Raw genomic sequence first — 14,388 nt, forward strand, 5'->3', positions numbered from 1 at the left:
ACTCTATCTTTCAGAGCGGCCAATTCCGCCGCCTCTGCCGCAGTCAGCCACGCGTCCGGTTCCGCCGACGCGCCAGCCACCCAATCCACGCAACACCGGGCCAGCCTCGCGCGGCCCCCTCTGGCAGGAATCAAAATGCGCCTACACGCCTTCCTGCTGCCATTGGCGCTTTCCAACGCGTCCCTGGCGGCCAGCACATTTCCCTCATACGATTTCGCGTCCAAGCCGGCAATCGCGCCGACGCAGCGCATCAAGCCGCTCAAGGCCGACAAGAAACCCAAGCCGCTGGATGTCCAGCCCCGGGTGAGCCTGGGCGATCTCGACAGTCCCTTGATCGAGATGCGCCCCCCCACCGTCTCCGGCTCTCGCGGCAATCCGATGCAGCCGGACAGTTTCTCCATAGGCCATACGCTCAATCAGACAAGCCCTCTCCACCTGCAGCCGCAACAGGGTTACCAACCGTCTCGCGGCTGGCAGCACGGCATGCCGTTCACGCCCGGCCTGACGATAGACCCGCAAACCGGGCGGAAACAAGCCATACCGATGCACATGCTGCCAGCCTTGCCGCCCCATCAGCTGCGCTGAATCGCCCGGTTCAACGGTTGAGCATGCCCATCACCTCGGCCGCGTAGCGCAGGCCGCTGACCTTGCCGCCGGCAAACGCCGCGTCCAGCGCGGCCAAATCGCCGGCGCTCAGCGCCACCTCCGCCGCGCCCAGGTTGTCGCGCAGATTCGCCTGCTTGCGCGCCCCGGGGATCGCGACGATGTCTTCCCCCTGCGCCAGCAGCCAGGCCAGCGCCAGCTGGGCCGGGCTGCAGCCCTTGGCTGCCGCCAGTTCCCTCACTTTGTCCACCAGCTGCAGATTGCGCTGGAAATTCTCGCCCTGGAAGCGCGGGTTGCCGCGGCGGAAGTCATCGGCGGCGAAATCGTCCGGGCTCTTGATCGCGCCGGTCAGGAAGCCGCGCCCCAGCGGGCTATAGGCGACGAAACCGACGCCCAGCTCGCGGCAGGCGGCCAATACGCCGTCTTCCGGATCGCGCGTCCACAGCGAATACTCGCTCTGCAGCGCGTGGATGGGATGGATGGCCGCGGCGCGGCGCAGCGTGGCGGCGGACGCTTCCGACAGGCCCAGCCAGCGCACCTTGCCAGCGCGCACCAGATCGGCCATCGCGCCGACGGTTTCCTCGATGGGCACGTCGGGATCGATGCGGTGCTGATAGTAGAGGTCGATATGATCGACGCCCAGCCGCTTCAGGCTGCCCTCGCAGCTGGCGCGGACGTATTCCGGGCGGCCGTTGACGCCGCGCTTGGCCGGATCTGCCGAGTCCATCACGATGCCGAACTTGGTGGCCAGCACCACCTCGCCGCGGCGGCGCGCCAGCAACCGGGACAACAACTGTTCATTGGTGTGCGGACCGTACATGTCGGCGGTATCAAGGAAATTGACGCCGAGATCCAGCGCCGCGTCCAGCGTCGCCAGCGATTCGGCGTCGTCGTGCGGGCCATAGAAAGCGCTCATTCCCATGCAACCCAGACCCAGCGCGGAAACCTGCGGGCCGCCCCGGCCCAGTGTGCGTTTTTGCATCGCCATCGCTCCTGATGTGGAAAGTGACGTCAGCATAGGAGATGGCGACGGGCCGATAAATGGCCCAAAATGACAATCATTATTTAGCCAGGCTTCACAATGTCGCGAATTCCGCATGACACGCTGCAGGCCTTCCGCGCGATCGCCCGCCACCGCAGCTTCACCCGCGCCGGCGCGGAGCTGGGCGTCAGCGCCTCCGCGCTGAGCCAGACCCTGCGCCAATTGGAAGAGGCGCTGGGCGTGCCGCTGCTGACTCGCACCACGCGCCAGGTGACGCCGACCGAGGCCGGCGAGGCGCTGCTGGCGCGGCTATCGCCAGCGCTGGACGAAATCGCCGAGGCGCTGGAGGAAACCCGGCAGAGCCGCGGCCAGCCGGTTGGCCAGTTGCGCGTCACCCTGCCCCACACCGCCGCCCAGCTGCTGTTCTACCCGGCGCTGGCCGATTTCGCCGCCCGCCATCCCAAGCTGCGGCTGGAGCTGGACGTCAATAACGGCCTGGTCGACATCGTCGCCCAGCGCTTCGACGCCGGCGTCCGCTTCGGCGAAGCGCTGCAGCCCGGCATGCAGGCGCTGCCGGTCAGCCAGCCGCTGCGCTTCGTCGTCGCCGCTTCTCCTGACTATCTGCGCCGCCGCGGCGCGCCGGAACAACCGCAGGATCTGGCCGAGCACGACTGCCTGGGCTACCGCTTCGGCGGCGGCGGGCAATACCGCTGGCAGTTCGCCGCCGGCGGCCAGCCGCTGCAATTGGCGGTCGATGGCCCGCTGATCGCCAACGACAATATAGCGCTGTTGCACGCGGCGCTGGAGGGCGCCGGCCTGGCCTATCTGGCCGAGCCGCTGATCGCGCCCTGGGTCGCCGAAGGCGGGCTGGCCGTGGTGCTGGATAATCACATGCCGCCGGCCGAGGCGCTGTACCTGTACTACCCGCACCGGCCGCGGCAGCCGGCCAAGCTCAGGGCGCTGATCGCCTTCCTGCGCGAGCGCGCCGGCCTGCCGCAGGCGTAAAAAACCCGCCAGACGGCGGGTTGGACGAAATGAGCGGCGCGCGCTCAGCGCGACTGCTGCGCCAGACGCCAGGCCGCGTCCTGCTTGTGGTAGCCCAGTAGATAGTAGGCCGCCACCAGGAACACCAGCCAACCCGGCCCGACGATCAGCGCGACGCGGGTGTCCGGGAAGTAAGCCATCAGGGCGATCACCAGCGCCAGGAAGCCCAGCGTCAGATAAGAACCATACGGCCACAGCGGCATCCGGTGGCTGATGCTGGCCAACTCCTCCGCCGACAGCGAGCGGCGGAAGCGCAGCTGCGCCAACAAGATGATCAGCCAAGTCCACACCGCGCCGAAGGTGGAGATCGCCGTCAGCCAGGTGAACACCTCCTTCGGCGCCAGGTAGTTCAGCAGCACGCCGAGCAGCAGCGCGGCCACCGACATCAGCAACGCCGGCACCGGCACGCCGCTTCGCGAAACGCGCGCGAACACGGGCAACGCCTGCTTCTGCTCGGCCAGGTTGAACAGCATGCGGCCGGTGCTGAAGATGCCGCTGTTGCACGAGGACAGCGCGGCGGTCAGCACCACGAAGTTGATGATGCCGGCGGCGGCCGGAATGCCCATGCTCTCGAAAGTCAGCACGAAGGGGCTGCCGCGGGTTCCCAGCTCGTTCCACGGGTAGATGGACAGGATCACGAACAGCGCGCCGACGTAGAAGATCAGGATGCGCCAGAACACCGAATCCACCGCGCGCGCCAGCGCCTTCTTCGGATTCTTCGCCTCGCCGGCGGTCAGGCCCAGCATTTCCACGCCCAGGTAGGCGAACATCACCATCTGCAGCGACATCAGCACGCCAGAGAAGCCATTGGGCAGGAAGCCGCCGTGCGCCCACAAATTGGAGATGCCGGTGGCCACGCCGTGGTTGCCGAAGCCAAACAGGATCATCGCGAAACCGCCGATGATCATCAGCACGATGGTGACGATCTTGATCAGCGCGAACCAGAATTCGAACTCGCCGTAGGCCTTGACCGCGATGAAATTGACGCCGCCCATCGCCAGCATCGCCGCCAGCGCCCAATACCAGGACGGCACGTCCGGGAACCAAATGCCCATGTAGACGCCGACGGCGGTGATTTCCGCCATGCAGGTCACCAGCCACAGGAACCAGTAGTTCCAGCCGGTGAGGTAGCCGGCCAAGGGGCCGAGGTAGTCTTGCGCGTAGCGGCTGAACGAGCCGGCCACCGGATTGTGGATGGCCATTTCGCCCAGCGCGCGCATGATCATGAAAATGGCGAGGCCGCCGATGCCGTAGGCCAGCATGATGGCCGGGCCGGCCATCTTGATCGCGGTGGCGGACCCGAGGAACAGGCCGACGCCTATCGTCGCGCCCAGCGCCATCAGGTTGATATGCCTCTCCTCTAGCCCGCGGTGCAGGGTCTGTTGTTCTCCTGGCATGCAATGCTCCTTGTGTAAGCGTTGAAGTCCCGGCTGTCGTTTTGTCGCCGCGGACAGAGCGCCTGGTCCTGCGTTGGCGCGCCTGCGCTCAGGCTTTCTGTTGCGGCTTATTTTTCTGCCGGTCAATGACAAATCATTTTACATATATTCATATCGATATGAATAATCGAGCACATTAAAACCTTGATTCAACATTTTCAAGCACACAAAAAGCCAAACAATCCATCCATCGCGTCAAGATGAATGACACGCGCCCGATGCCGCGGACGCAAAAAAGCCCGGACTCTCCTCCGGGCTTCGATCAATATCCGGCTACAAGCCGCTTCAGGCCTTGGCTTTGGACTTGCCTTTGGCCGGCTTGTCCTCGACCGCGGCCTCCTCCCGCTCCCAGGCTTCCTTGTACGGGCGGCCGTAGTAGCTGTCCAGCAGCAGCTGCCTCAGCTCGCTGATCAGCGGGTAGCGCGGGTTGGCGCCGGTGCACTGGTCGTCGAAGGCGGCTTCGGCCACTTCGTCCAGCTTGGCCAGGAAGTCCGATTCGGCGACGCCGGCGGCCTGGATCGACGCCGGGATGCCCAGCGTCTGCTTCAGCTCATCCACCCACTCGATCAGCTTCTCGACGCGCTGGTGGTCGCGGCTGGCCTCCAGGCCCAGGTGGCGGGCGATCTCGGCGTAGCGCGCCACGCTCTTCGGCCGGTCGTACTGGCTGAAGGCGGTCTGCTTGGTCGGCACGTCGGCGGCGTTGTAGCGGATCACATTGCTGATCAACAGCGCGTTGGCCAGGCCGTGCGCCAGGCCGAACTCCGCGCCGATCTTGTGCGCCATCGAGTGGCAGACGCCGAGGAAGGCGTTGGCGAAGGCGACGCCGGCAATGGTGGCGGCGTTGTGCACCTGTTCGCGCGCTTTCGGGTCCTTGGCGCCGTTCAGGTAGGACGACGGCAGGTATTCCTTCAACAGCTTCAGCGCTTGCAGCGCCTGCGGGTCGGAATACTCGTTGGCCATCACCGACACATAGGCTTCCAGCGCGTGGGTCACCGCGTCGATGCCGCCGAAGGCGGTCAGCGACTTGGGCATGTTCATCACCAGATTGGCGTCGACGATGGCCATGTTCGGCGTCAGCTCGTAATCGGCGATCGGGTATTTCACGCCGGTGGTCTCATCGGTGACTACCGCGAACGGCGTCACTTCCGAGCCGGTGCCGGAGGTGGTCGGCACGGCCACCATCATCGCTTTCCGGCCCAGTTTCGGGAACTGGTAGATGCGCTTGCGGATGTCCATGAAGCGCAGCGCCAGATCGGCGAAGTGCACTTCCGGATGCTCGTACATCACCCACATGATCTTGGCGGCGTCCATCGGCGAGCCGCCGCCTATCGCCATGATCACGTCCGGCTTGAAGGCATGGGCGAGATCGGTGCCCTTGCGCACCACCGCCAACGTAGGATCGGCCGGCACCTCGAAAAAGGTTTCCACCTCCAGGCCCATCTTCTTCAGCAGGCGGATCGGCTCGTCGACAAAGCCGTTCTCGAATAGATACTGGCCGGTGACGATCAGGCAGCGTTTCTTGCCGGCCAGATCTTCCAGCGCCACCGGCAGGCAGCCGCGGCGGAAGTAGATGGACTTCGGCAGCTTGTGCCACAGCATGTTCTCAGCCCTCTTGGCGACGGTTTTCTTGTTGATCAGGTGTTTGGGGCCGACGTTCTCCGAAATGGAGTTGCCGCCCCAGGAGCCGCAACCCAGCGTCAGCGACGGCGCCAGGCTGAAGTTGTACAGGTCGCCGATGCCGCCTTGCGACGACGGGGTGTTGATCAGGATGCGGGCGGTCTTCATCTTGTCGCCGAAATAGCGCACCCGTTCTTCCTGCAGATCCTGGTCGGTGTACAGCGCCGAGGTGTGGCCGATGCCGCCCATGACCACCAGCGCGGCGGCCTTGTCGCAGGCGTCAAGGAAGTTCTTGGCGCGATACATGGCCAGCGTGGGCGACAGTTTTTCGTGGGCGAAGGCCTCCTTCTCCGACACTTCGGTCACCTCGCCGATCAGCACCTTGGTGGTCGGCGGCACTTCGATGCCGGCCATCGCTGCGATCTTGGCCGCGCTCTGGCCGACGATGGCTGCGTTCAGGCTGCCGTCCTGCAGGATCACCTTGCGCACCGCCTCGGCTTCGCTCTTGGACAGAATGTAGCCGCCGTGCTTGGAGAAGCGATCGCGCACCGCGTCGTAGATTTCATCGACGATGATCACCGACTGTTCGGACGCGCACACCACGCCGTTGTCGAAGGTTTTGGACATCAGGATGGAGGCGACGGCGCGCTTGATGTCGGCGGTTTCGTCTATCACCGCCGGGGTGTTGCCGGCGCCGACGCCGATGGCGGGCTTGCCGGAGGAATAGGCGGCCTTGACCATGCCCGGGCCGCCGGTGGCCAGGATCAGGTTGACGTCGGGGTGGTGCATCAGCTGGTTGGACAGCGCCACCGACGGCTCGTCGATCCAGCCTATGATGTCTTGCGGCGCCCCGGCGGCGACGGCGGCTTCCAGCACCAGGCGGGCGGCTTCACAGGTGGAGCGGCGCGCGCGCGGGTGCGGCGAGAAGATGATGCCGTTGCGGGTTTTCAGCGAGATCAGCGCCTTGAAGATGGCGGTGGAGGTCGGGTTGGTGGTGGGGACGATGCCGCACAGCACGCCGATGGGCTCGGCGATGGTGATGGTGCCGAAGGTGTCGTCCTCGGACAGCACGCCGCAGGTCTTCTCGTCCTTGTACTTGTTGTAGATGTACTCGGAGGCGAAGTGGTTCTTGATCACCTTGTCTTCCATCACCCCCATGCCGGTTTCGGAAACGGCCATCCGCGCCAGCGGGATGCGGGCGTCGGCGGCGGCCAGCGCCGCGCTGCGGAAGATGTGGTCCACCTGCTCCTGCGTGAACTGCGCGAACGCCGCCTGCGCCTTCTTGACGCGGGCCACCAGGGCGTCGAGTTCGATCTGATTGCTGACTGCCATTTTGTCTCTCCAAGAACCAAATGAAATTGCCGAGCGCTTGATTTTCGTTTTTGCTGTTAAATTTTCGAATTCGAAAAAATATCAGCCAAAACCCCATCCGCCACCGCCGCGCGATGACGACGCCATCCAACCCTTTGTAGCGGAGCCATTACATCAGAAACGCGATACCCTGATGAAATTCAGTGGGTTCATCGCGTATCGCCGCTGGCTCGCTTGATTCACGACTATCCTAATCCGTTTTCGGATATTCGTTTTTGCGCATGGCCAAACAATTTCCGCTTTTCCCGCAAAAAGAGCGCCGCTTGGGCGCTCTTTGGATGGTCCCGGAACAGACCGTTGTAACAAGCATGCTACCGGAGCGGACTCAACGCCCCATGAAACCGTAGTGGAAGTAGCGGCCGCTGCGCGTCAGCTCGCGAATGCGCGCCGGATCGGTCTCGCCGTTGATATTGGTGATCACCAGCTTGCCGCGGCCTTGCTTCAGATCGTTGTTGAAGTCGTAATAGCCGCCCAGCACCGCCAGCTTGCCCGCCTCCACCTCGCCGGAGAACTTGAGGATGGCGCCCTCCACCTGGTTGTTGATGTTGATCAGCGCGCCGTTGGTGGCGTCGATTCCCTTGGGAATCTCGATATTGTCCAGCTCCTTCTGCACCGCCGGCCCCAGATTGCTGTAGTCGCCGGCCGCCGCCTTGATCGCGCCGCAGCCGGTATGGCTGACGAACATCAGCAGAGGGGTGTGCAGGTCGCGGACGCCGTATTCTATCGATCCTTCGGAGCTGGCCAGCTGGTTGCCCAGATTGCTGATCACGAACAGGTCGGCGTCGGCCTCCCCGCCCAGCATGCCGACGTTGCCGCCGGGACTGGAACAGGCGACCACCGTCGCCCTGGGCGCGGCGCGCTCTCCCAGCTTGGCCAGATAGCCTGGCGAATGCTTGGCGATATAAGCGCTGTTGGCCTTGAGGATGCTGCCGACCACGCCCTTCACCTGTCCGGCTTCGCCGGCCGCCTTCTCGACACGCTTGGCCGGATGGCGCGGCTTGACCCGGTGCGCGGCCCGCGGCTTGCCGCCCGGCGCCCGCACTTCCGGACTGGGCTGGCTCAGATCGCGCGCCGGCGGCTTGCCCATCTGCACGCCGGGCTCCATTTTCTCCGGCGCGGCCTTGGCCGGCTCAGCCTTCTTCGCCGCTTCCGCCGCGGGCTTGGCGGCTTCCGCGGGCTTACCTTCCGGCTTGCCTTCCGCCGGTTTCGCCTCGGCGGCCGGCTTCGCGGCCGGCGCGGCGCCGTGCTCCGCGGCCTGCGGCGGCGTGTTCAGCTTCAGCGGCAGCTTGATCACCTGCTGCACCTGGTTGCCGGACGCGTCGTCGGCCCAGGCCGCCTGCAGGCTCAGCAGCAACGGCAACATCATGCAAGATCCGATCAGCCGTGGGCTCATGCTCGATTCCTTACGTCATTCACAATCATTTCTATTCTGCATCATCGACCATGGCGGGGAAAGCCGCCAGCCGCCTTTCACGCCTGCCGCCGCTGGCTCAGCCACACCCCGGCGAATACCAGCGCCCCGGCCGCGCCCTGCCAGGCCTGCAATTTCTCGTCCAGCAACAGCCAGGCCATGGCGACGGTGAACACCGGTATCAGATTGTTGAAGGCGCCGGCGCGCGCCACCGGAATCCGCGACACCGCCCAGGTGTAGAGCCCATAAGCGCCCAGCGTGATCGCCGCGCCCAGGTAAAGCACCCACAGGCTGGGGACCAGCAGCAGCTTGTCCGGCCAGACGCCCCACGGCGTCAGCATCGCCAGACCGAACCAGGCGCAGCCGGCCAGCGTCTGGACGCCGGTCAGCGCCAGCGGCGAATAACGGACCGACAAGCGCTTGGCGATCAGCACATAGCCGCTGGCGCAAATCATCGCGCAGAACTCCAGCGCATTGCCCAGCAGCGGATCCGGCGCGCCAGGCCCGGCCTGGCTGTCCATGCTCAGCCAGATCACCCCGGCGAAAGACAGCGCGATGCCCAGCCACACATGCCGCGGCTGGCGCTCATGCAGAAACAGGGCGGCGCCCACTGCCATCATCATCGGCAGCGTGGCGGTGATCACGCCGGCCTGCGACGCGCTGGTATGCATCAGCGCGTTGGCCTCGAACAGAAAGTACAGGCAAGGCTCGCACAGGCCCATCGCCAGCAGCCACGGCCAGTCGCCCTTGCGGTAATGCCAGGCGATGCGCCCCCCCATCGCCAACGGCAGCAAGCACAGCGTGGCGATGGCCATGCGCGCGAACAACACCGCCAGCGGGTGGTAGAACTGGAATACGTACTTCAGAACGATGAAGGCGCTGGACCACAGGAACATGGCCAGCGTCAGGGCGAGATAAGGCAATACGGCTCCTCGGCGGTTTCACGGGCCGTCTGCGCGGCCCTGTCGAGGGGGTATTGTTTCAGAAGAGAATGACGGATGTCTAACGATGCATCATCGTGTCCTCAATTGCGGCGCCAGCCCCATCCTGTCCGCTTGTATCCAGTATTCGACGATCTTGCCTCCCTCCACCCGGTAACAGGCGCTGTCTATCAGCACGACCGGCGCGCCACTGGGCGGATAGCCGTCCATCTCCGCCAGATGATGGCCGAACTGGGTCCAGCGCGCGTAGGCGCGGTCGCCATCCACCAGCAATTCGTCTATCCGCAGTTCAAAATCGCCGAACAGGCGCTTGAATTCACGCACATGCTCGGCGTAATTGGCCGGGCTGCGCGCCAGCGTGCGCGGATTCTCCGACTCCAGCTGGTGCGCGGCGACGCTGGCCGCCAGATAGCGGTCGGCCGCGTCCGGGTTAGCCCCGGAGCGCACCTCCTTCAAAAACCCCAACACCACGTCTCTCGTCGTCCTGCTGCTCATTACCATGTCTCCATGCGGTTGCGGATGCGCTCCAGCGTCTCCATTTCATCTCGGCAGGCGTGCCGGGCATGGATGGTCATCCCCTGCCACCACCAGTCCCGCCAATGTCTGAGCATGCTCAGCAACTTGCTCATTTCGCCTCCACTGTTCAATCATTCATCATTGCTCGTATCGTATACACGCTGATTTTATTGAAAAAGCCCATTCGTCATGACACACTGTTCATTAAATGAGAACAGACCACTTACCCGACTCCCAAGCCCTGCTCGCCTTCGACGCGCTGGTTCGCCGCGGCAGCTTCACTGCCGCCGCCGAAGAGCTGGACTGCACCAAAAGCCGCGTCAGCCAGCTGGTGAAAGCGCTGGAGAGGCAGTTCGGCACCGTGCTGGTGTTGCGCAACACCCGCCGCGTGGCGCTGACTGAAACCGGCCAGCGGCTGGCCGTGCACGCTCGCGAGCTGCGCTGTTTGCTGGAGCGGGCCCGGATAGACATCAACGAGGCCGAGGGCGAGGTCAGCGGGCCGCTGGTGATCAGTTCCATCACCTCCTTCGCCCAATATCTGCTGGCGCCCATCCTGGCCGAGCTGGCGGTGCTGCACCCAGGCCTGCAACTGAAGCTGCAGGTGGAAAACCGGCTGCAGGATCCAATCTCGGAGGGGCTGGACTTCTGCATCCGCACCCGCAGCGTCCATGACGACGCGCTGGTGGCCAAGCCGCTGGGCCTGGTGCGCGAGTGGGCGTTCGCCTCCCCTGACTACCTGGCCAAGGCGCCGCCGCTCGAGACGCCCGACGATCTGCCGCTGCACCGCATCCTGCTGGACACCAGCCGCCCCAAACTGCGCGACACGCCGGAATGGCTGCTGGAAAAAGACGGCCAGCAGAAGCAGGTGCGGGTGCAGCCAGTGCTCAGCAGCCACCAGTACGCGCCGCTGCTGTCCGCCGCCATCGCCGGCAGCGGCGTCGCGCTGCTGCCGGCCTATGTCGCCAGCGAGCATCTGAAAAGCGGACGCCTGGCGCCGGTGCTGCCTGGCTGGAGCCACGACTGCTGGCCGGTCTACCTGGTCTACCCCTATCGCCACCCGCTGCCGCGCAAATACGAAGCCTTCATCCAGCACGTGGTGCCGCGGATGCGCGCGTTGCTGGAAGCCGGCATTGATCCAGGCCAAAGCGGCATTCGGCCGCCATCGCCAGAATGAGCGCCATTCGCGCCGGCGCCGCGCCGGCCTAAGAGCCTGTTCAAAGTCACGCGAACTCGCGCGAGACAAGGCGAAAATGGTTGAAGAAGCGGAATGCACATACGGCACATGAGCATTCTGAAGACGTTTTCTACGCTGCATCGCCGACGCGCGGCAGACTTTGAACAGGCTCTAAATCAGGAGAATGCAATGGAACATCGCGACATCGTCATCGTCGGCGGCGGCATGGTGGGCAGCGCGCTAGGCGCCGCGTTGAGCGGACAGGGATTGTCGGTCTGCGTGCTGGAAAGAGAGGCCCCCGCGACATTCGCGCCGGAACAGGCGCCCGATCTGCGAGTGTCGGCGATCAGCCCGGCCTCCGCCGCCTTTCTGCAGTCCATAGGCGCCTGGGAGCAGGCGCTGGCGATGCGCGCCGCGCCCTACCGCCGGATGCAGGTATGGGAAGGCGACGAGGCCGCCGGCACCTTGTTCGACGCCGCCGAGGCCGGCGTGGCGGAGCTGGGCCACATCGTGGAAAACCGCGTGGTGCAGCTGGCCGCCACCGCGGCGCTGTTCGACAAGGGCGACATCGATTACCGCTGTCCGGCCATAGTGTCGGACATCGTCTACCGGCCCCAAGCCTCCCAGCTGACGCTGTCCGACGGAAGCAGGCTGCAAGCCAGGCTGCTGATCGCCGCCGACGGCGCCCGCTCGCAGGTGCGCGATGCCGCCGGCATCGGCGTCACCGGCTGGGATTACCCGATGCACGCGCTGGCGCTGACCTGCCGCATGGACTGCGGACAACAGGACATCACCTGGCAGCGCTTCACACCCGACGGCCCGCAAGCCTTCCTGCCGCTATGCGGCGATGCCGCCTCCCTGGTGTGGTACCACCGGCCGGAAGAGGTGAAGCGCTTGCTTACGCTGGGCGACGACGAGCTGATCGCCGCAGTCAGCCAGGCCTTTCCACGCAAGCTGCCCGGCATCCGGGAGTTGACCGCGCGCGGCAGCTTCGGCCTGACCCGCCGCCATGCCCAATGCTACGTCAAGGACGGCGTGGCGCTGGCCGGCGACGCCGCCCACACCATCCATCCGCTGGCCGGCCAGGGCGTCAACCTGGGCTTCCAGGACGCCGCCATGCTGGCCCGGACCATTCTGGACGCTCGCGCCAAGGGAGAGGATTGGGCAAGCGGGAAGACGCTGGCGCGCTACCAGCGCGCGCGCAAGCCGGCCAATCTGGCGATGCAGGCCGGCATGGACGCGTTCTGCTACGGCTTTTCCAACGATATCGGTCCGCTGCGCCTGCTGCGCGGCCTGGGGCTCAGGCTGGCGGACAAGGCCGGTCCGCTGAAGCGCGAGGCGATACGCTACGCGCTGGGGCTGCGCGCCTGATCGATTTTTCCATTCATGCTAGGATCGGGAAACTTTTTCCCCTCCCGGCATGTTCATGAACCCATTCCACATTCGCGCCGCCATCGGCCTGCTGCAAGGGATCGCGCTTTACGCGCTGTACCGCGCGTCGGACCATGGCGGCTGGCTATCCCTCCACCCGCTGCTGTTCTCGCCGCTGCTGCTCGCCGCCGCGTCGCTGCCCCTGCTGTGCCAGACCGGACTCGGCGCGCTGCGCCCCTCCCGGCTGGCGGCCTGGCTGGCGGGACTGGCCCTGGCCATCGCAGTCGTCGGCGCGCATGACCGCTGGCGCGTCGGACTGGAGCACGCCGCGCGCTCGGACCTGATGCCGGGGGCCCTGGCGATTCTGGGCGTCGCCATGCTGCTGTTCATCGCCTGGCCGCTGATCCTGGCCGGCGAAAGCGAGCGGCGCTGGCGGGCGTCCTACCCCGCCTATTTCGACACCGCCTGGAAGCTTGGCCTGCAGCTGATGTTCTCCGGCCTGTTCGTCGGCGTGTTCTGGCTGATCCTGAATCTGGGCGCCGAGCTGTTCGCCCTGGTGGGCATAGACGGCCTGCGCCGGCTGATAGGAGAAGCCGAGTTCGCGATACCAGCCAGCACGCTGGCGCTGTCGGCCGGCCTGCATCTGAGCGATGTCCGCCCAGGCATCATCCAGGGGCTGCGCTCGCTGCTGCTGACCCTGCTGTCCTGGCTACTGCCCCTGCTGGCTCTGTTGATCGCCGCCTTTCTCGCGCTGCTGCCCTTCACCGGACTGGACAGCCTGTGGAAGACCGGCCACGCCACCGCGCTGTTGCTGGGCGCGAGCGGGCTGCTGATCTTCCTGCTGAACACCGCCTACCAGGACGGCGGCGAAGCGCCCGGCCGCGTGATCCGGCTCAGCCTGCGCGCCGCCTGCCTGCTGCTCGCGCCGCTGCAGGCGCTGGCCGCCTACGCGCTGGCGCTGCGCGTCGGCCAGTACGGCTGGTCGCCGGACCGGGTGTTCGCCGCCTGCCTCGTCATCCTCGGCGCCTGCTACGCCGCCGGTTACGGCTGGGCGGCCTTGCGTCGGCAGGCCGGGCTCGCCGGCGTGGCCTGCGCCAATATCGGCGCCGCCTGGCTGTCGCTCGCCCTGCTGGCCGCCGTGCTGACGCCGTTGGCCGATCCCGCGCGGATTTCGGTGTCCAGCCAACTGTCCCGGCTGCAAGCCGGCCGCGTGGCCGCGGAGCGCTTCGACTTCGATTTCCTGCGCTACCGCGGGCTGCGCTATGGCCATGCAGCCCTGCTGCGGCTGAGGGACGGTCCCGGCGTCGACGGCGCTGTCCGCCTTAAGGCCGGCGACGCGCTCAGCGAGGACAAGCCCCAGCCCAAGCCTCCCGCCCAGGCGGTCCGCCCGCGCGGACCGGCCCCGTTGCCGGCCGACTTCCTGGCCCAGGACTGGAAGCAAGCCGCCAAGCGGACCGGCGAACTGCCGTCCTGCCTGCTGGACGGCCGCAATGAATGCGACGCCTATGTCGGCGACTACAGCGGCGGCGGCAAGCCGGAAGTGCTGCTGGCGGAAAAGCTTGCCGCCCGCTTGTCGCTGTTCCAGCGCAACGCCCAGGGCCTGTGGACGCTCGCCGCCACCTACGACCTTCCCTCCGCCTGCCTGGCGCCGCTGGAAGCGCTGGCGGCGGGACAGGCGCGAGCCGCTCCCCCGCGGCTGCCCGACCTGGACGCCGGCGGGCTGCGGCTGCGGCCGCGCTATCCCTACGCGCCGCAGGAATGCCCAGTCGCTAAAAAATAAGCGGAGCGCGCCGCCCCGCGCGCAGAAATCGAAATAAACGGACGGAATCCGATCGTCAAGACGGCCCGCCTCCCGATACCATGCAAACACAGGCGGCCGGCCTATCTCCGGGCCCGGCCGCCCTCCGTCCCACCGCAATGGA

At 66.0% G+C, this 14,388-nt stretch carries 13 protein-coding genes; 6 read left to right on the forward strand and 7 right to left on the reverse strand.

Features of this window, described 5'->3' with window-relative positions; translation table 11 throughout:
* Positions 1–135 precede the first annotated feature (135 nt).
* A complete protein-coding gene (locus tag ACX17K_RS18575; RefSeq protein WP_493775929.1) occupies positions 136–585 on the forward strand; it encodes a hypothetical protein in 450 nt (149 codons plus the stop codon).
* Between the two features lie 10 nt (positions 586–595).
* Here the strand turns inward: ACX17K_RS18575 and ACX17K_RS18580 are convergent, their stop codons facing one another.
* Entirely contained in the window at positions 596–1,585 is a 990-nt protein-coding gene (locus tag ACX17K_RS18580; protein WP_493775930.1) for an aldo/keto reductase, read from the reverse strand.
* 99 nt (positions 1,586–1,684) lie between these two features.
* On the opposite strand from ACX17K_RS18580, the gene ACX17K_RS18585 reads away from it, so the two are divergent.
* Positions 1,685–2,590, forward strand: a complete 906-nt coding sequence (locus tag ACX17K_RS18585) for a LysR family transcriptional regulator (RefSeq protein ID WP_493775931.1) — start codon at positions 1,685–1,687, stop codon at positions 2,588–2,590.
* Positions 2,591–2,634: 44 nt separating this feature from the next.
* On the opposite strand, the gene ACX17K_RS18590 is transcribed toward ACX17K_RS18585, so the two are convergent.
* Both ACX17K_RS18590 and adhE read right to left on the reverse strand, forming a co-directional pair.
* Positions 2,635–4,026, reverse strand: a complete 1,392-nt coding sequence (locus ACX17K_RS18590) for an amino acid permease (protein ID WP_493775932.1) — start codon at positions 4,024–4,026, stop codon at positions 2,635–2,637.
* Between the two features lie 324 nt (positions 4,027–4,350).
* On the reverse strand, positions 4,351–7,014 hold the full coding sequence (gene adhE, locus ACX17K_RS18595; RefSeq protein ID WP_046157551.1) for a bifunctional acetaldehyde-CoA/alcohol dehydrogenase: 2,664 nt from the start codon (positions 7,012–7,014) through the stop codon (positions 4,351–4,353).
* On the opposite strand from adhE, the gene ACX17K_RS18600 reads away from it, so the two are divergent.
* Complete coding sequence (locus ACX17K_RS18600; protein ID WP_493775933.1) at positions 7,001–7,231, forward strand: hypothetical protein; 231 nt, start codon at positions 7,001–7,003, stop codon at positions 7,229–7,231. The genes adhE and ACX17K_RS18600 overlap by 14 nt on opposite strands.
* A gap of 147 nt (positions 7,232–7,378) precedes the next feature.
* Here the strand turns inward: ACX17K_RS18600 and ACX17K_RS18605 are convergent, their stop codons facing one another.
* The 4 genes from ACX17K_RS18605 to ACX17K_RS18620 all read right to left on the reverse strand — a co-directional run bounded on the left by ACX17K_RS18605 (position 7,379) and on the right by ACX17K_RS18620 (position 10,034).
* Complete coding sequence (locus ACX17K_RS18605) at positions 7,379–8,419, reverse strand: carbonic anhydrase (RefSeq protein ID WP_493775934.1); 1,041 nt, start codon at positions 8,417–8,419, stop codon at positions 7,379–7,381.
* A 104-nt stretch (positions 8,420–8,523) separates the two neighbouring features.
* Entirely contained in the window at positions 8,524–9,387 is an 864-nt protein-coding gene (locus ACX17K_RS18610) for a DMT family transporter (protein WP_347369888.1), read from the reverse strand.
* Positions 9,388–9,477: 90 nt separating this feature from the next.
* On the reverse strand, positions 9,478–9,900 hold the full coding sequence (locus ACX17K_RS18615) for an ester cyclase (protein WP_493775935.1): 423 nt from the start codon (positions 9,898–9,900) through the stop codon (positions 9,478–9,480).
* Entirely contained in the window at positions 9,900–10,034 is a 135-nt protein-coding gene (locus ACX17K_RS18620; RefSeq protein ID WP_493775936.1) for a hypothetical protein, read from the reverse strand. Before ACX17K_RS18620 ends, ACX17K_RS18615 begins: the two co-directional genes overlap by 1 nt.
* A gap of 95 nt (positions 10,035–10,129) precedes the next feature.
* On the opposite strand from ACX17K_RS18620, the gene ACX17K_RS18625 reads away from it, so the two are divergent.
* The 3 genes from ACX17K_RS18625 (at position 10,130) to ACX17K_RS18635 (ending at position 14,246) form a co-directional block, all read left to right on the forward strand.
* The gene (locus ACX17K_RS18625; protein ID WP_493775937.1) at positions 10,130–11,095 is read left to right on the forward strand and encodes a LysR family transcriptional regulator; all 966 of its coding nucleotides are present in this window, start codon (positions 10,130–10,132) and stop codon (positions 11,093–11,095) included.
* A gap of 189 nt (positions 11,096–11,284) precedes the next feature.
* Complete coding sequence (locus tag ACX17K_RS18630) at positions 11,285–12,466, forward strand: FAD-dependent monooxygenase (RefSeq protein ID WP_493775938.1); 1,182 nt, start codon at positions 11,285–11,287, stop codon at positions 12,464–12,466.
* 55 nt (positions 12,467–12,521) lie between these two features.
* Entirely contained in the window at positions 12,522–14,246 is a 1,725-nt protein-coding gene (locus tag ACX17K_RS18635; protein WP_493775939.1) for a DUF4153 domain-containing protein, read from the forward strand.
* The last annotated feature ends 142 nt before the right edge of the window (positions 14,247–14,388 follow it).

The sequence above is a fragment of the Chromobacterium sp. INPA-IVC genome, from assembly GCF_059047085.1.